At 37.0% G+C, this 18,894-nt stretch carries 9 protein-coding genes; 3 read left to right on the forward strand and 6 right to left on the reverse strand.

The features are described 5' to 3' along the window. Positions 1-253 precede the first annotated feature (253 nt). Positions 254-2,890: a glycosyltransferase family 2 protein gene (locus ACKPEB_RS02255; protein WP_408963152.1), complete on the reverse strand. Its 2,637-nt coding sequence runs from the start codon at positions 2,888-2,890 to the stop codon at positions 254-256. Positions 2,891-2,997: 107 nt separating this feature from the next. On the opposite strand from ACKPEB_RS02255, the gene ACKPEB_RS02260 reads away from it, so the two are divergent. Further along, entirely contained in the window at positions 2,998-4,731 is a 1,734-nt protein-coding gene (locus ACKPEB_RS02260; RefSeq protein WP_408963153.1) for a glycosyltransferase, read from the forward strand. 46 nt (positions 4,732-4,777) lie between these two features. Continuing rightward, positions 4,778-5,719, forward strand: a complete 942-nt coding sequence (locus tag ACKPEB_RS02265; RefSeq protein WP_408963154.1) for a calcium-binding protein — start codon at positions 4,778-4,780, stop codon at positions 5,717-5,719. A gap of 157 nt (positions 5,720-5,876) precedes the next feature. On the opposite strand, the gene ACKPEB_RS02270 is transcribed toward ACKPEB_RS02265, so the two are convergent. From ACKPEB_RS02270 to ACKPEB_RS02280, 3 genes are all read right to left on the reverse strand, one after another. After that, complete coding sequence (locus tag ACKPEB_RS02270) at positions 5,877-7,871, reverse strand: calcium-binding protein (protein WP_408963155.1); 1,995 nt, start codon at positions 7,869-7,871, stop codon at positions 5,877-5,879. A 373-nt stretch (positions 7,872-8,244) separates the two neighbouring features. After that, complete coding sequence (locus tag ACKPEB_RS02275; RefSeq protein WP_408963156.1) at positions 8,245-9,507, reverse strand: glycosyltransferase family 4 protein; 1,263 nt, start codon at positions 9,505-9,507, stop codon at positions 8,245-8,247. 40 nt (positions 9,508-9,547) lie between these two features. Further along, positions 9,548-11,107, reverse strand: a complete 1,560-nt coding sequence (locus tag ACKPEB_RS02280; protein WP_408963157.1) for a sulfotransferase domain-containing protein — start codon at positions 11,105-11,107, stop codon at positions 9,548-9,550. Between the two features lie 179 nt (positions 11,108-11,286). Here ACKPEB_RS02280 and ACKPEB_RS02285 point away from each other — a divergent pair, with 179 nt between their 5' ends. Beyond that, positions 11,287-11,994, forward strand: a complete 708-nt coding sequence (locus ACKPEB_RS02285; RefSeq protein WP_408963158.1) for a class I SAM-dependent methyltransferase — start codon at positions 11,287-11,289, stop codon at positions 11,992-11,994. A gap of 53 nt (positions 11,995-12,047) precedes the next feature. On the opposite strand, the gene ACKPEB_RS02290 is transcribed toward ACKPEB_RS02285, so the two are convergent. Together ACKPEB_RS02290 and ACKPEB_RS02295 are read right to left on the reverse strand one after the other, a co-directional pair. Beyond that, positions 12,048-18,347: a glycosyltransferase gene (locus ACKPEB_RS02290; RefSeq protein ID WP_408963159.1), complete on the reverse strand. Its 6,300-nt coding sequence runs from the start codon at positions 18,345-18,347 to the stop codon at positions 12,048-12,050. Positions 18,348-18,478: 131 nt separating this feature from the next. Continuing rightward, positions 18,479-18,894 (reverse strand): Wzt carbohydrate-binding domain-containing protein (locus ACKPEB_RS02295; RefSeq protein ID WP_408963160.1); only part of this gene is annotated, 416 nt, incomplete at its 5' end.

Here is an 18,894-nt window from a genome sequence, read left to right on the forward strand (position 1 = left end):
CCCTTCATCGGCGTATTTTCTCAACGTATTTGGATGCAGACCCAGAAATTCGACCGCTTTTCTGAGTGGTATGTATGCCATGTTTCAAACTATAGCATACGTTAGTGTCTGTTAACAAAACTTACACTGTTGAATAACCTCAACATCAGTATTGACAGTTGCTCTCAGGACGATGCTAATCAGTTTCGGGTTCCCTATCCCCCACTCAAATACTGATACTCTAGCTGTTTTTGGGTTTTCTCTCCCTGGGTGACTACTGAGGGAGTTGTCCTTTAGGTTCAGAGGTGGAGCTTTTTGCAGAAGAAGCTAAAAAATTGATCATTTGATTTCTATAATGATTGATATTTTGAAGACTAATATCGTCTAAACACTTAGAATTGAGTCGAGAATATTGGAAATAAGACTGAACGACATAAATCCACAGTTCAGCAGAAGATGAATCATCAGTTAAGTTGTGAGTAATATAAGCCAATAGCTCCTGATGAAAATTAATATACTCTTGAATATCTTTTTGAGTCTTAAATTGATCTATAGGAGCAAACAACCAAGCCATAAATTCAGGGAAAAAATAATGCGGAATCATTAAATTTTTATAAAAGCTGGAAAGCTCATAAGCTTTTTTATATAACATCAATCCTATTATTTTAGGCATTAAATCTATTGAATTTAAACCTTGATCAAGCTCTTCTTTAACATCTTGTATCCATTTTTGTTCATCTTCAGATAATTCCTCATAAACTAAATTGCTATTCAATAAAATTTGATAAATCGGACGAATTTCTTGAGTATATTTCGTTTCTAAATCATTAGAGCTTAACGTGATCCAATATTCTACTAGAGTTTGACGAATTAATTTGAGATTATCTATAATGGGTGGACGTGGACTTGTTTGATATTGATTCATCAAGGATGTTATTAATTTTAAATAAAAATCAGAATTCAATAGAGCTTTTTGCAAAATAACCTTTTTGAAAGATTGATTCAAAAAATCATAGCTAGAATCTTGAAATATTTTTAAATATAATCTTTCATAATCTTTGTAATTTTCCTGCTGAGAAATGTTAACTTGAGTTTGTTGATCTTTATGAATGAGTAGGGAAGATAACGCTTGATCAATAAAAGCAATTTTATAATGACCCATAATTCTCCACCACATATCCACATCCAAAAGTTGCTGAAGATTTGGATCAAATCCTCCTAATTTTTCAAAAACTTCTTTGAGAATTAATACTGTTGTGGGTTCACCAATTTTATTTAACCCTGAAATTAAACAGTTAGGATCGGACAAAAGGTCTTGACCGAATTGAATCGATTTTAACTGAGACCATTTTTGATGTAAATTAATAGCGCCATTATAAGCAGATTGACAATTGGGATCAGATTTTGAGTTGGGGTGAATAACGACTTGACGGGGAGAAAAAACTAAACCAATTTCTGGATCTTGTTCAGCTAAATTTACCATTTTCTCAATACAATTAGCTTCTAACCAATCATCCTGAAAAATAAATTTAATATATTTCCCTTGAGCTTCCTGAATGCAAAAATTGAGATTCTTAACTAATCCGTAGTTAGAATGAGTTATAATTCGATAAGGAATAGAAGATTGATGTTGAAAAGATTCTGCAATTTTGATAGTAGCATCGCTAGAACCATCATCAGAAACAATAATTTCTAAGTTAGGATAAGTCTGATTTAAAGCACTTTTAATCGCTTTAGCCAAAAATTCTTCACCATTATACGTTGGAATTAATATACTAACTAAAGGTAGAGATTGATTGATTTTAGATTCAGTTTTAGAAGGGATAACATCAGGAGAAATTACCGATATTTGCTGTGTATTTTGATTGTTTAATTCTTGAATTTGCTTTTGAGTTCTTTTAAGCTCCTGCTTCAGTTTTCTGTTAGTTGTGATTTGGAAAATATCATGACTTCCACCTAGATGAATCAAATTACTATATTTAAACGAATATTTCTCCGCAATATATTCAGCAGTTTGCGGATTTTTCATCAACTGGTATAACGTATAAACCCCAAAATACTGATGACTAGGACGCTGAACTGTTAAAGCAAGTTTTGCAATTAAAAATTGAAGATCATCAAGCTTAATGGCAGTTTCAACTTGTTTTAATTCTGGAAAAATTTTATGAAAAATGGGAATCAACTCTGGACTCAGATAATGCTCAAGCACTAGAGGAATTTCCCAAACATGACGAATCATATTCTCAGGGGTTACGCCACTAATATTGCTATCATGAAATCGGAATAAAACCAAAGGTTCAGGTAAAATATAAATTTCCGATTTTAGACACAAACGTATCCAGAAATCTAAGTCATGAACCTGGCGTAATCGTGGATCATATAATCCTATTTGATTATAGCAGCTTTTCTTAATTAAAACACTGGTGTTACAAAGAGAATTATCTGCATAAAAAAAAGAATTTAACCATTGAAAACGATCTTTGTTTTTTTGAGAAAAAACTTTTTCAAATAAAGCTTCCTTCCCTTCATGATTGTTTCCATTTTTATTAATAATTTTGGCATGGGTAAAAACAGCATCAAATTCAGGGTGATTTTTTAAAAAATTAACTTGTTTTTCAAGCTTATCTGGTAAAAAAATATTATCAGAATCTAAAATAGCAATCAATTCTCCCGTTGCATGACGAATACAATGGTTTGCTGCTACACTAACACCTTGATTCTGATTAAAAGAGAACCAACGAATTCTAGGATCAGTTTTTTCTTGAATGCGTTGAAGGGTTTGATCTGAAGAACCATCATTAGTAATAATAATTTCAAAATCTTGATAGGTTTGGTTTAAAACACTGTCAATGGCTTCTGAAATATATGGTTCTTGGTTGTAAGTTGGAATAATAACGCTAACTTTAGGCATAAAAATGATCTTAGAAAATGTCTCAAATCCTTGAAATCCTGCAATTAACTTGCCAGTGTGACCTAAAACCTGTTATTTATAAAATGGCTCTCATTTCACTCAAGGTTATGAATACAGATAGCACAGATCAGGTTAGTTATAACAATCAGCATTCTAGTCCATCTTGGAAATCCCTTGACCGACCCTCAGAATTACTGAATTTTTTACCTGCTGATGCTCAAATCTTGATCGATGTTGGCTGTTCAACAGGAACTACAGGTTATTATTATAAGCGAATTAATCCTCAAAGTTTGTATGGGGGAATTTTAATCAACTCGGAATTGAGTTCAGAAGTCATAAAAGGGTTAGATCAAATTATTTTAACCTCTATTGATCAATTAGAAACCCTTCAATTAGAACTAGACCCAGGAACAGTAGATTGTTTAATTTATGATTCTATTTTACCCCAAGTTAGAAATCCATTCAAGCTCTTACAGCATCAAACTCAATGGTTAAAAGAGGGAGGTCAAGTTTTAGCCTTGATTCCTAACAGCCAATATTGGCGAAATATTATTAATATTATTCAAGGAAACCGAGTTAGTTTAGGTCAGGAATATACAGATCAAGGTGGATTACCCTTAGAAAGCATTCAAACAATTTTTTGGGAAGCTGGATTATATATTTATGAGATTCAAACGAGAGGAAAAAAGGATCATGAATTTGAAAAATTTATTCAATTGATCCAACCCCTTCGAGAAGCATTGGAATTAGATCTGAATCGTTTTATCACTCAAACCGCCGCAGAATATTATATTGTTCGTGCAATTAAATCGACTCAATCTCCTCGTCGTTTGTTAATTCAAACTGCAATCATGGCTCCTACAGGATGCGATCGCGTTCGAGTATTAGAACCGGATCAATTAACAGCAACAATACCCGGAACACGAACACTGTCAACCTCTAAATCAATTCCTACTGGTTCGATTTTACCGAATGAAGAAAAGGTTTTTATTTGGCAACGTACAATTTTATCTTATAATCATCACTTAGAAATATTAAAAAAATTATTAAAAGAAGATTATTTAATTATTGCTGAAATTGATGATAATCCTTTACGAAGGAAGGAATATGCTGACAATCGTTATCTGAGTTATCGAGGATGTCATGGAGTTCAAACCTCAACTCAACCTTTAGCTGTATTTTTAAAACAATTTAATCCGAATGTTGCCATTTTTCAAAATCATTTGTTAACTTTACCTCCGCCTCGAATTTATTCTAATTCAAAAATAACCTTATTTTTTGGGGCCTTAAATCGAGAATTGGATTGGCAACCGATCATGGAAACTTTAAATCAAGTTTTAATTCGTCACTCAACTCATATTCAAGTTAAGGTGATTCATGACCGCCATTTTTTTGATTGTTTAGAAATAGCTGATAAAGAATTTGAACCCTTTTGCAGTTATGATAGATATCATCAGATTCTCCACGCTTGTGATATTGCATTGTTACCTCTAATGCCAACCTCTGTTAATCTGATGAAATCGGATTTAAAATTTTTAGAATGTGCCGGTCATGGTGTGGCTGTTTTAGCGAGTCCAACGGTCTATGAACAATCGATTATTCATGGAGAAACGGGTTTAATTTATCGAACGATACAGCAATTTGAAATGTACTTAAATGAACTGATCATTAATACTTCATTGCGACGTAAACTGGCTACGAATGCCTGTCAGTGGGTACGAGAACACCGTTTGCTGTGTCAATATTACAAACAACGACGAGAATGGTATTTAAAAATGCGAGATCAGTTACCCCGTTTAAATGAAGAACTGCGTCAACGAGTCCCCGAATTATTCCAATAGTTTTCAAATAATAAACTAAAAACCTTAAACCATTTCATTAAAAATCATGCGAATTTTATTGACTATTCCTCACTTTTTTAATCCCGATGGAGATGGAAAACACGCCTCTTTAAGTAAAGATTCTCGCCCTAGAATTACAGGGTTAATATTTGCATTAACGGCTTTACGAGAACTTTATAGTCAATCCCAGTGCATGATTGATATTGCTCAATGTGTAACAATTCCAGTTAACTTGGAACAAAGCTATCAAATTGATATTGTGATTTGTACTACGCAAAATTATCATTTACTGGGTAAAATTCCTCTACCTCCCTCCTTTTGTCAACATTATCCGACCCAAGCTGAACCGATGTTATTAGGATTTGAATGTCATCAAGTTTTGCGTGAGCATTTGGGTCAATATGATTATTATTGTTATTTAGAAGATGATTTAATCCTCCATGATCCCTGGTTTTTTATTAAGCTAAACTGGTTTAATCATCATACGAGCAATAGTTGTGTTTTACAACCCAACCGTTACGAAGTTTCTCCCTACAGCAAAGTGATTAAGGGTTATATTGATGGAGATCTGTTACCCCATATCACTGCTAATTTTCAAAATATTCAAGATCAGCCCCAGTTTATTGGAAAAGTGATGGAGCAAGCTGTTTCTTTCAAACGTCCTTTAAACCCCCATTCCGGGTGTTTCTTTTTAAATGCTGAACAAATGGAATTTTGGGCAAAACAACCTTATTTTTTAGATCGAGATTGTAGTTTTATTGGCCCGTTAGAAAGTGCTGCTACCCTGGGAATTATGAAAACATTTAAAATTTATAAACCTACTCCGTCCCACGCTAATTTCTTAGAAATTCAGCATTTTGGTTCCAGTTTTCTTAATTTAATTGGAGGACAAGTCAGACATTTTGATAACAATACTAATGTAGAAACCAGTCAATCCCCATTAAACCCCGTCGCATCTGACAGTGAACTTCCTGATTCGGCTCAGTAACGGTTTTGAAAATGAACCTAAATCTATAAAAAGACCGAGAGAATTATTTCTCTCGGTCTTTTTTCCTTGAACTGATTGACAGAAAAACAGGGAAGAAAAAGCGGATAGAACCTGAAAGTTAGGGCATTAAGTCCGTCTTTTTCTCTGCTATTTCAACCTAAATGATGACAATATCGGTTCGGGATAGGCTCGGAATGGTGTTGTCTGGGGTTTTGAAGAAGGCAACCAAATCAGCCGGATTTTGTCCACCACCATCGGAGTCATACCATAACACTCCAGTCGCTTTCTCGTAGACCAACACAGGGCCAACATTTGTTGAAGCTTGAGTATTGCTACTACCGCCCTCGTAACTGCCACTACTGAGAACAACAAATTGTTCCGAAGACAGTTCAGTAAACGGAACACCGGGCTGCGCCTTAAAGCTAAAACCACCGTCTCCACGAGAGAAATACAGTTTATCACTGTCATCTGGGTTGAAGTCGGTAATCAAGTCTCGAGCAGAGCCGTTCAGATCTGACTTGAACTGATAGAGGAAGACATCAGCACCTGCACCACCAACTAATGTATCATCGTTGGAACCTCCTTGCAGGGTATCATTGTCGGCTTCCCCAAACAAGACATCTTGTCCTGAACCCCCGAAGAGGTAGTCATTGCCACCACCAGAAATAAGGGTGTCATCTCCGAAGCCAACCTCAACTCCAGCAGCAGCAGCAACGCTTCCACCTTGTAGGAAATCGACCCCACTACCAGTTACGATGCTGTCATTGCCATCACTACCGGAAATGGTGTTGTCGCCGAGAGTATCAAATAAGACAAAACTGGTTCCAGTGGCACCGTTGGCTAAACCATTGACAAAGGAAATGTTGTCATTACCTTCTGGGGAACCTTCACCCAGGAGACTATCGTTCGTGGTGGTAAAGATAATGGTGTCATCTCCAAGACCACCATTATAAATATTTGCAACTTCGCCGAATGCACCGAAAATATAGTCGTTGCCAGAACCACCCGATAAGGTAACAGCAGGAGGTTTTGTTGCGCCAGGGATGGTAGATGTCCAATTTCCTCCGTAGAGAGTGTCATTTCCATCTCCACCGTCTAACGCTGAGAATTGTCCGCTCAGACTATCATTGCCAGCATCGCCAAACAGGTAATCTGTACTAAAGGCGGCTAATAAAGTATCATTTCCGCCACCACCATATAAGGTACTTTCACCGACAAAACCCGGTTGGGTGGTGCTACCTTGAGTGGTTAGAACATTAGGATTGGCGGTTGTGATTAAGTCATTGCCTTCACCACCATACAGGGCATCCTGAATCGCAAAGCTTCGGATTGTATCGTTGCCATCTCCACCATCCATGTAGTTCTGGCCTTCTGCAAAGCGACCAACACCACCGTAGAGAGAATCGTCACCAGCCCCGCCCATCAGGGTAATTTGGCTAAGACCAACAATGGCTGGGCTGGTGGAGAATTGTAAGGTTGCAGTCGGATTGAGGACGGAGACAGTATCATTCCCACTACCCCCATCCAAGAGGTTGAGACTACCGACACCGATAATGGAGTCATTATCATCCCCACCGAGAAGACTATCCCCCGTATTAACCCCAACAATACTATCTCTGCCTTTATCTCCAGAGACATAGTTATTGCCTTGGTTACTGCCACCTACGGCTCCAGCAACAAGAACACCGGAGAGGTTGCTTTGACCACTGGCATTGACAAATCCTATCTGGTCATCTCCTTGACCGCCATAGAGGTAATCTCCTCCTTGAATTCCACCGAGCAGAGTATCTGCATCCTTATTTCCAAAGAGGTAGTTACCAGTAGATTGACCAATCAAAAAGTCATTATCTACCCCACCATAGAGGCTGGCTGTTAAATCTGCTGATAAGGTATCACGACCTTGATTTCCAATCAGAACGGTGCGAAGCTGTTGAGATCTGAGGGAATCATTACCGTCGTTACCCAGAACCGTATCGCCAGGGCCTCTGCTTTGTAGGATATCATTATCCGCGCCACCGTCGATTAGACTGCCACCGAGGGTAGACGAGAAAATCGTGTCGTTTCCACCTTCACCGAGAATCGTATCGGGTCTAGGGGCAAAACCCACATCCTGATCGTAATATTGGGCCCCTGGGCCTAAATTTGTTGTCATTTGATTTCACTCCTCTGCAATAATGTCATTGGATCTGTTGGGATGACAGACACTGCTTAAAACACCATACCTTGTTCGGCAGTAGTTTAACCTTTTTATCTCCAGCAAGTCTAGTCCTTTATCGCCACTCTTGTCTACTGGATAGATATGGCCGTTTTGACTGCTAGAGTTTATTATCAATTCTGTATGGAAAATTCTCATTTTCAGTTTGTCTTGAAGCCATCACTCTCTAAGTTATAAAAGGTACTTGGTTTTAAGTTCCTTCACCCTGTCAGACGGGTTCCCAGACAAAAGGTTCCGATTTATTTCTGGCTCAAAGGCTGCTCTGATCTATCACCTGGACACTTAACAGAAATTACCTCCTGTTTCCTTCCTATCGCAACAGCATTGCGGGTTCAACTTGACCGACGGTTGCGGGAAGAGAACGATTCGCAACTTCTGTAATCAATTGCAGATGTTTGGATAATAGTGTGCTGAGTTCATAACGTTCGATGGCCGTTTCACGAGCTTTGACTCGCAGTTGAGCCATACGATTCGGATGATCCAGCACTTCATCGACTCGATCAGCAATCTGTTTCGGAGAGAAGAAATCGACGAGCAAGCCGTTCACTCCATCTTGAATCACTTCACGCACAGGTGCGGTATCTGAACCTAGAACTAAACAACCTGTTGATAAAGATTCAATCATTGACCAGGATAGAACAAAGGGTCGTGTTAAATAAATATGAACATCTGAAGACTGAATCACTTGCAAATATTGGCCATAGGGAAGTGGCCCTACAAAATGAATTCGGGACAGATCCAGGGGGATTTTTTTGAGCATATAGTCTTTATAGCTCATCCCATTGGGTAAAGGTTTACCATAACAAACTCGCTCTGATCCGACGACTACAATATGACAGTTGGGTCTGCGTTCTTGAATATAAGCAACGGCTTCAATAAATTCAGGAAATCCCCGATAGGGTTCCATTCCTCGCCCTACATAAGTGACCAGTTCATCTACTCCTGATAAATCTAAATCAGGTAATACTAATTTAGCCCCTGGATTGGGTTTAAAATAACTGGTATCAACACCATCATGAAGGACAGAAATTTTTTGACGCAATTCAGGGGGAAATTGAGATTGTTGCCAATGGGTCGGAGAAACTCCCCAATCACAAGAATATAAATCAATTAAAATGGGTGTATTTTTGACCCGAATTCGAGCTTTATCATCAACACTTAAGGGTTCAGCCGGATCAAAGTCAGCATCTGAACCTTCTGCATGATAAAACCACTCAAAATAACACAATAATGGAGTGTTAGGAAAGGCTTCTTTAACGAATAAAGTTGGCCCCCAACCGGAATGACCGCAAATAATATCGGGCACAAATCCTTTGGCTTTGAGTTGTTCTGCCATTCTAAATACGGCTTGTCCATGTAAGACGGCACTTTCTAAAACCCTGACATATTGGTGGGTTTCAGCACTCGCTTCTCGACTGGGATTAAAAACCGCTTTTTCGACTCCTGGGATATTCCATTCAGGACGCTCATTTTTGGTTCCAAATACGATTTGATTATTCGGATCTGCACCTAAAGCTGTAATAATATGGCGGTATTGAGCCGGAAAGTTGGGGTGTAAAAACAAGGCTTTCATTGCTTATTTTTGGGATAATATTTTCAAGTAAATTGTTCTTTTAGTGTGATCGAATTTCAGGTGCTTTACAAATCCATACACAGTCTCTAGGTACAGATTCGGTATCTTTATGGAGAATTTCATAGTTGAGATGGGTTAAAAATTTCTCCATGATCGTATCAGTCATTAAGGAAAATGCGGTTCCCTGTCGTTTCCCTAGTAAATTTTTATCCCAATCGATTAAGAATTTTTTCCAGCCTAATTCGCTTAAAAGATTGGTATGGTGAAAAAGACACAACCGATCCCCTTTTAATAAAGCAGGAATTCGAGTTAAATAGTTAAAAATATCGCGGGGTTCAATATGTACCAGCGTATCATAACAAAAACAAACATCCAAGGAGTGAGGCGCGATTCCATCCAAGGTTAGACCGTCTAATTTGACATAGCTAACTCGTTCATTTCCTAGGCGATTTTGAGTTGCATTCAGGAGTTGTTGGGAAATATCAGCACAAACTAAGCGATCGCAATAATTTAACAGTAATGTAGCGGTTCTTCCTCCCCCTACACCAATTTCTAAAACTTGATGATGTTTCTGAATATAGGGAGCAATAAATTTTTGTTCAATTAAAGCTTCATATTCAGCTAAAGAACTGGCTGCACCTGCGGCAACCCCAATCCATTCATCCCCAATATAAACTTCTTCAGAGTTGGTACTTTGCCAATTTTTGGCATAGTTATCCCAAGCGGATTCATAATCAACTTTTGTCATAGATGTAACCGATGTTAATAGAGATTGTGTTCTTGTTTTTTGAGTTAAATCAGAGGAAAATTCGGGAATTCCCCAACTCCAATCTTCCCCTAAAAGCTGGGTTAATTTTTGGTTATGGGGCTGAAAATAAGCTGCTAATTTTTGACGAATACTTGAGTCAGTTTGAGGATAATCATTTTCATTGTATTTATCATAAGTGGGTAAGATGTAATTAGGAATTTCCAAAAAATCAAACACTTGATTAACAACTTTCGCAGAATTACAATATAAATCTTCACTTTTGAGAATCAAGAATTGTTCTCTCGGAAAAAACTGCATCCATCTTTGTAGTTGTTCTGCATAAAGTCCACGAGCAAGGTATGAATAATGTTGATGGTTAAAACTAAAATAAGTTCCATCTGAACAAATTTTTTCAACTTCTCCTTGCAGTCGTTCAGGTTCTTGTGAGATTGCCTCTTCTAATGATAAAGGTTCATATCCCAGTTTCACTTCCCAATAGTAATGAGAAATCGCCCGATCCACTGGATTCCTTAATAATACAATTAATCGGGTATTTGGAAAAGACTCATACAGTCGTTGAGGAACTAAGGGATGGAATAAATAATAGGGAGAACCTTCACCCGTCAAGATTTGCTTTCCATCCGCCTCTGAGGAAAATTGGGATTGATACCAAGTTAAACCTTGCTCATAATTTAGCGTGAAAAAGTGAATTTCCTTTTGGGTTGCTGCTACAATTTGAGGGTGTGTGCATAAATAATTGTAAAGGGAATTCGTTCCTCCTTTTTGGACACCAATAATAATAAAGTGAGGTGGATTAATTGGTTTTAAATCGATTTCACTGATATGGCTCAATGTTACTCTTCCTCTTTTTAGTCATTAATCATCAATCAGTTGTTCACCAACACCCTCGCCCGACTACAAGGTTAACAATTGATCACTGATCGCTCATTATACTCTAACAAGTTGACCTTGTTGGTTAAAAATTAGCTTAAAATTAAAATGTATTAAGAATTTTCTATTGTGACTGAATTATGACAATCGCTGAATTCGATGAAACCCTGTCTTCTGTTTATGCTTTCCGTCGTTTTTTTGCTAATCTATATTTACAGGGGAATGGAATTGAGATCGGAGCTTTAAATCATCCTTTGGATCTACCTGCATCGGCTCAGGTTAAATATGTTGATCGCATGAGTGTTCCTCAATTAAAAAAAGAATATCCAGAATTAGGGAATGTTAATTTAGTGACAGTAGATATTATTGACAATGGTGAATTATTAACAACTTTCGAGAATGAAACTCAAGACTTTGTAATTGCTAATCATTTTATTGAACATTGCCAAAACCCTATTCTAACAATAAAAAATTTATTAAGGGTACTTAATAAAAATGGTATTCTGTATTTAGCAGTTCCCGAAAAACAACATTGTTTTGATCGAGATCGTCCCATAACATCCCTTGAACATTTGTTAAAAGATTATCAAGAAGGCTCAGAATGGTCTAGGCAATATCATTATGAAGAATGGGTTGAATTAGTCGAAAAAGAGCCAGATGAAACCAGAGCAAAATGGATGGTTAAACAATTAATGAAACGAGAATTTAGTATCCATTTTCATGTCTGGACAGGTAAAGATTTTATTGATTTTTTAATAATGTTAAAACGAGAGTTACATTTTCCTTTCTCTTTAGAAAGAGTCTTTGATAACATCAATGAAACCATTACCATCCTCAAAAAAATATAGAATTGGGTAATTAATATAACGGTGGGCGGGGTTTACCCGCCCCTATGAATTTTTTAAAATCGTTTAGGACGCAAGACACACAAACAGAAATCTGATTCTAAACCCCCCGGAATTTCCATTAAAATTTGTTCAAATTCTAACAATAATTTAATAATAGTTTCACCTTTCGGATCACCGGGTAAAAACTGATTGTGATCTAATAAAGGATAGAGCGGATGCAGAATTCCACCGCCAAAGGGATTAAACAGTTCAACATCAAAATAATATTCAATAAACGGTAAAATCAATTCAGAACGAACGGCTTCTGAAGGGTCAGTTGCAAAGACTTGGTGAATGCTGGGATTGACAAATTTATGCTCCATTACCCCGGAGCGAATTAATTTATGGAAACATTGATACAAACGATTAATCATTTCCACTTGATGTTGATCATAAATGCAATAATTAGCCCCCACATATTCATTAATAATGAAATATCCTTGAGGATGTAATGCTTTATGAACAATGTCTAAAAATCGTTCTAATTCTCGAACATGGTGCAAGGAACCGGAACAGAATGCAACATCATATTTTGTGTCTGGATTTAGGATGAAAGTATTAAAATCTTCTTGATAGAAATTAACCTGAACTCCTGCTTCTTGTGCATCCCGTCGGGCAATTTCTAAGGAAGAGGCTGAAAAATCAAAAGCATCAATGTGTTGGGCAAATCCTAATTCTGCCATTAAAATTTCATGGTTGCCAATTCCACATCCTAATGAAATCAGATGATTAAATTTTTGACCTGCAAAATAATCTTCAATTAACCACCGTAACCAATATTTCTTCGTTTGTCCTCCTGACATTCGCTGATGAATTTTATCAGCAATAATTGGATTAGAAACCCATTGACTCGCGGCAGCGGCGGTTGGATTGGTTTCCCAATAATTCTTGGCTTGAGGTTCAGCAATTTCAGGTTCAGGAGGATTAACGTTAGGTTCAGAAGCATTAACGTTAGGCTCAGAAACCGTTTCTTCTGGTGTAGGAATAACTTCTACAATCTCTACTTCTAATTCTTCCAAAATTTGAGCAGGTGAAGAAATTTCAGCAACAAAATAGGGATTAATAAAATAAGCTTCTTGGAAGATTTCTAAATAGCTTTGAGCCATTTCTTCAAAGGTATTTAGAGACTCTAAAACATATTGAGAATTTTCAGCCAATTGTTTTCGTAATTCTCCATCTTCTAATAAACTTGTTAAACATTTGGCTAATTCTTCCGGTTGGTTTGGGGTATAAAATAACCCGTTAATTTCATGCCGCACCTGTTCAGGAATTCCAAATACTGGAGTCGTGATAATCGGAAGATTATACCCCATTGCTTCCATAATCACTCGCGGATAACTTTCAATGCGAGAAGTACACACGAAAATATCCGCAGCTAGGAAATATTGTGCGGTTTCTGGAGTTTCAGGAACCACCGTTAACCCTTGTTTTAAACGGTCAGGAAGTTGGGCAACTAATTGAGCTAATTCTGTACTATATAAACTGGGGCGATCACCAACAATAAAACAGCGAATTTTGCTCTGATATTGAGGAGATAATAAAGCTAATGCCTTCACTAAATCCTGTTGTCCTTTCCGTTCACAAACGGTTCCTAATAGCAAAATTGCGATTTCATCTTCTGCGATTTTTAATTGATTTCGAGCTTCACTTCTTGTTAAGAATTCTGAGGCTTTCAGTAATCGTTGAACATCTAAACCATTATGAACAACGGTAAAATTATGATGACTATTTAAAGGTTGATAAAGATTCCGAGTTGCATCCGCAACAAAAATGATCCGATAGGGAAATTGAAAACATTTTAATGCTCGGTTGGCAATTTCTGAACCTAGACCATCAAAATAGGTTTGCCAAGGTTGACTTTCATGGATATTCCAAACAGAAGGAACCGCTTTAGATTTGGCACAATCTACCATGAAAAAGGTTTCTAAAGTATTCGCATAGACAATATCAAACTGTTCTATTTGTAGTTCATTTGCTAACGCTTGAATTGCCGCATCGTAGGTATCTTGTTGATAAAGATTGGCTAAGGGATGTTCCCGAATAATAACTTGAATTCCCTGTTGTTCATAAGCATAGCGTAACGGCCCATCATTGACACAGAAAATAACAGGTTCTATTTTTCCTTCTGATGCTAATTGAACCGCAATTTCAAATTGATGTAACGGTGCACCTGTATATTCTAATTCATTGCTACACATTAACACTTTCGGAATCGGTAATTGTTTCTGAGTGAGCTTAAATTGATAGCGGCGAGGTTGAATTTGAAACCACTCATTGGCTAAGGATAAATGGGGATTATAAAAGGGGTCAATTTTAGTCGCATATTGACGTCTGAATTTAGCAACTTCTTTGGGATCATCTTTATATCCTCGGCTAATTCCTTCTCGGTGAATTAATTCCGCATCGGGACAATAAACGGATTGATATCCTTTTTCAAATAAGCGATAACCGTAATCAACATCATTATAAGCAACGGCAAAATTAGTTTGATTAAATCCCCCTAAATCTAAGAACAATTGACGGGGTGTTAATAAACAAGCCGCCGTCACAGCAGAATAATTGCGGACGACTTTAGAATAAGCTAAATAACCAAAATCTTGACGATGGGATAATTTAAAGGCATGACCCGCTAAACCATGATGAAGTCCATGCAGTATTCCAGCGTGTTGAATGCGGTCATCAGGATAGATTAATCGTGCTCCAACTGACCCTACAGACTGCATTTGAGCATAACCCATCATTTGACTTAACCATCGAGGGTTAATCACTTCTGTATCATTATTCAGGAATAAAACATAATCTGTCTCGACCTGTGCAACGGCTTGATTATTAATAGCTGCAAAGTTGAATTTTCCGTTATTTGTTATTTTTAAAACGGATATTTTTTCATTTTTATTAACTTTGTTTAAATACTCTAAAGTTTTCGGCTCATCGCTTTCATTGTCAATAATAACAATTTGATAATTTTGATAAGTTGTTTTGCGAATCGATTCAACACAAGCTTGGAGTAATTTCAGTTGATTTTTCGTCGGAATAATAATGGTAACAGACGGCCCTTGGTCGGGGAATTGATGAGAAAAGATTCCTAAATTTAGCTCACTTGCCCAATTCGGTTGATAAACGGTTGCAGAACTTTGACGACGAATTAAAGCTTCTTGAATGGCATTTTTTCCAGCATCAAAACTGGCAGGTTTTGCCGCCCCAGAAACGGCAGTTGAACCCGGTGCTGTCCGCCAATGATATAACACTAAAGGCAGATGACCAATCTGTCGAGAAACTTCACTAGCTCTTAAGGCAAAATCATAATCCTGTGACCCTTCAAACCCAATTCTAAAGCCGCCTAATTCTTCAAAAATTGACCGACGAACCACCAATAAATGCCCCATATACATATAGGAAAGTAACAATTGAGGCGACCAATCGGGTTTAAATTGGGGGGCAAATCGTTTGCCATCGGGGTCTATTTTATCATCATCTGAATACAGTAAATCTGTTTCAGGAAACTCAATCATATATAATGCCATTTCCCCTAACGCATCAGGGGTTAATTCATCATCATTATCTAAAAATGCAATAAATTCACCCGTTGCTTGACTCGCTGCACTATTGGTTGCCGTACTAATATTGCCATTTTCTGTCCGAAATAGCACTTTAATTCGAGAATCTTGGGCTGCATATTGATTTAATAATTCTGCAACTTGAGGATTACTACTACAATCATCTGCAATACAAAGTTCCCAATTAAAATACACTTGGTTAATCACACTTTGAATCGCTTTTTCTAAAAATTCAATGGGGGGATTATAAACAGGCATAACCACTGAAATTTTAGGCAAAGTTTCAGCCGGATAAGCGGCTAATCGAATTTTTAAATCATTAAAGCTACGTTCTGTCCATTGATTAACATTTAACCAAGCGTGATAAGCATCAACAGGTTGAGGCAGTTCAAATCCTTGGGGGGGTAAAATATCGCCGAGAGGGGCATTTGTTTGCCGATACATGAGCCGCATTTGGCGAATAATTGCCGGAATTTCCCAAGGCATCGGTAACAAACGACCTAAGCGTTGTTTTCGCTCTCCAATACGTTTTTGAATGGCGGCACTATAACGAGAAATTTGTTGAACTTTGGCTGTACTTTTTTCTAATATTCCATAGCGAGAAACTTGTAACGTTTGAGAACAATCATAGGTCAAGGTTTCTCCAGTTTCTAATTGAGCTTCTAACCTAATTTTCCAAGTTCCAGAGGGAATATCAATTAATGCTTCAAACCCACTTTCTAAGCTGCCAACCCAATTGGGAAAAGCTTGTCCTACATCCACACGACGTAACCCATAGGCACAAATTACCCATTGATTTCCACAGATTAATTTAAGTTGAGTAATGCGATGATTGGGATGGCAACACCACCCCGCAAACAAGATTTGTCCTTGTCGTTGTTCCCATTGAACCGGAACATCAAAAGAAGCGCCTAACGTGGAAACAGTTAAGGGATAACGAGCAAAAACCGTCCATTTTCCGGTATGATCTTGAGCTTCTAATTCCACTAAAGAATTGCCTTGAGGAACCCGAATTTGTAAATAAAATCCTGATAATTTAGCTTGGGAATGGTTGGGTTGTTGCTCGGCTACATCTTGACGTTCAATACCATATTCTCCTGTAAAAATATCAGTTCCAATTCGAGCACGAACAGCTTTTAGCGGTTGATTTCCAGTATAAAAACACCACCCTGAAATATTCAAAAACTTTTCGGTAAATCCCGTTAATTCCCAATTCAGAGGAAAATCAATAGAATAGATAAACCGACGACGTAATTTTTTTAAACCTTGTTTAATTCCAAACCATTTGTTTCGCAATTTCCAGAATTTAGAGGTTCTCATGGCAACGACTTCTTGTTGCGCTTTACCGAGTTCTTCTTCTAAGCTAAAAATTTTATTTAAAGCTTGTTGAAATTGGGATTCAGCACCTAATAATTTGAGTTGAGTTTGACCGAGTTCTTCTTCTAATGCTAAAATTTTGGTGAGTCCATCTTGATATTGAATACTTAAGTCTTGCAGTGAGAATTGTACTTTTCCTAGTTCTGTTTCAGAGCGAATCAAACAAGTTAAAGATTCTTGATATTTAGCATCTAAAGTTTGTAATTTTGCTTGGGTTTTACCCAGTTCTTCTTCGGTTGTTACCAATTTTTCAACAGCTTGCTGAAATTGAGTTTTAAAGCCTTCTAATTCTCCTTGAGTTTTACCGAGTTCTTCTTCAGTATGAATTAATTTAGTAATCGCTTCTTGGGCTTGAGATTCTGCACTATTGAGTTTTAACTGAGTTTGACCGAGTTGATTTTCTGTTTTAATTAAGCGGTCTACGGCATCTTGAAATCGTTCTTGCCATTGTTCAATATCGGCTTGTAAAATATCTCGATCTTTCAGCAAAATATCTAAATCTTTCGCTAAAATAGAATGAGATTTTTCTAATTTGCGAAGTTTTGCCCAATCTTCAAACATCCAATCGGCAGATAACGGTTTATTTAAACTTTCTAATTCTGATGCAGTTAAACGGCTATTTAAGGGATAAGCCATAGCTTCTAAGGTTTGATAAAGTTCGATTGCTTCAGGAAAATAAGCCTTAATAAATAACGGTTTAGGAGTAGCTAAAATCCGATTAACTAATAAAGAAGGTTCAAATTGATTAGAAAAATTAGAGGGTAAATTGAGTTTAAATTTATCATTAATAGCTTGAATAAAATCTGCCGTATGATTCCCAATGGTATAAACGTTAGCTAATAGACATTGATTCGGATATTTTTGATAAAATTCTAAAATTTTATGGTTATAATGGTTCCACATTTGCATCGCAAGTTCAGGATGATCCAGCAAGGTTGCATCCGTTGATCGACGATACAAAGAATCAATTACCTCCCAAGGAGAACGATAAACAAAAATAAAATTTGCTTGAGGTAATAATTGATGCCATAACTCTAAAAATAATGTTGTTCTAGGATCTTTCCATCCCCAAACTCGATTCAGATCTTGATTAATTTCAATCAGATTTTTCGCTTTTTCTATATTCTCTTCTGTTAAAGAGATTTCATCAAATAATGTACATCCAAGTTCATCAATATTATGACTTTTCAAAATTGATTGATGAAAGTCTACAAAGCTAATATTTTCAAAATGACCTTTAATATTTCCATAGTCAGCACCGACTAACTGTTGACCAATATTGACCCCTAAATTTTGCAGTAAGGAAGCGGTCAAAGAAGTTCCTGAACGGTGCATTCCGGCAACGATTAAAATGGAAGAGGGGGAAGAAGTCTTATCCATAAGTGTTTGAGTTGCTATTTCAGCTTTTTAATCAAAATGAACAACGTTAAGACAAATTAAACAGCAATTAAGTCAAGGTTCGTTGAGTTTGGGTTGAATTCCCTCTCCCAGTTTCCATAGTTTACCTTAATTTAAAGACGTTCGAGTTCGGATTGCTGCTTGACTTGACCAGACTTAACCTTTAAACTGGGTTCAATTAACAAGTCTACCACTCCGGTACTACAAGATTCTTCATAGGGTTGAACTCTAAACATCCCCACATCAATACAGCGATCTAAATAAGTAAATTCGCCTTCTACAATACCAGAAACTCCCGCATTTAGGAAATAAACATCAGGAGATAATTGACATTCAAACTTAAATTTAATCGCAATAATCGTTCCCGGTTCAATTTGTTTAATCGATTGAGAAGTTGCTAAAAAGGAAGCACCAGCTAATTCAAACCCACTGACGGTTTTAATTAACATTCCAAACCGCACATGAGAAGCGGGTTTATCAAATCGAACCGAATAGGTATAAATATAACTATTCCGAGCAATTAAATGAT

It is taken from the genome of Planktothrix sp., from assembly GCF_046067725.1.
GTDB lineage: Bacteria > Cyanobacteriota > Cyanobacteriia > Cyanobacteriales > Microcoleaceae > Planktothrix.

What these genes read in the sequence shown, in the direction of transcription:
- ACKPEB_RS02290 (WP_408963159.1), bottom strand. Translation starts at nt 18,347, where the DNA reads ATGGATAAGACTTCTTCCCCCTCTTCCATTTTAATCGTTGCCGGAATG.
- ACKPEB_RS02285 (WP_408963158.1), top strand. Translation starts at nt 11,287, where the DNA reads ATGACAATCGCTGAATTCGATGAAACCCTGTCTTCTGTTTATGCTTTC.
- ACKPEB_RS02265 (WP_408963154.1), top strand. Translation starts at nt 4,778, where the DNA reads ATGCGAATTTTATTGACTATTCCTCACTTTTTTAATCCCGATGGAGAT.
- ACKPEB_RS02255 (WP_408963152.1), bottom strand. Translation starts at nt 2,890, where the DNA reads ATGCCTAAAGTTAGCGTTATTATTCCAACTTACAACCAAGAACCATAT.
- ACKPEB_RS02275 (WP_408963156.1), bottom strand. Translation starts at nt 9,507, where the DNA reads ATGAAAGCCTTGTTTTTACACCCCAACTTTCCGGCTCAATACCGCCAT.
- ACKPEB_RS02260 (WP_408963153.1), top strand. Translation starts at nt 2,998, where the DNA reads ATGAATACAGATAGCACAGATCAGGTTAGTTATAACAATCAGCATTCT.
- ACKPEB_RS02270 (WP_408963155.1), bottom strand. Translation starts at nt 7,871, where the DNA reads ATGACAACAAATTTAGGCCCAGGGGCCCAATATTACGATCAGGATGTG.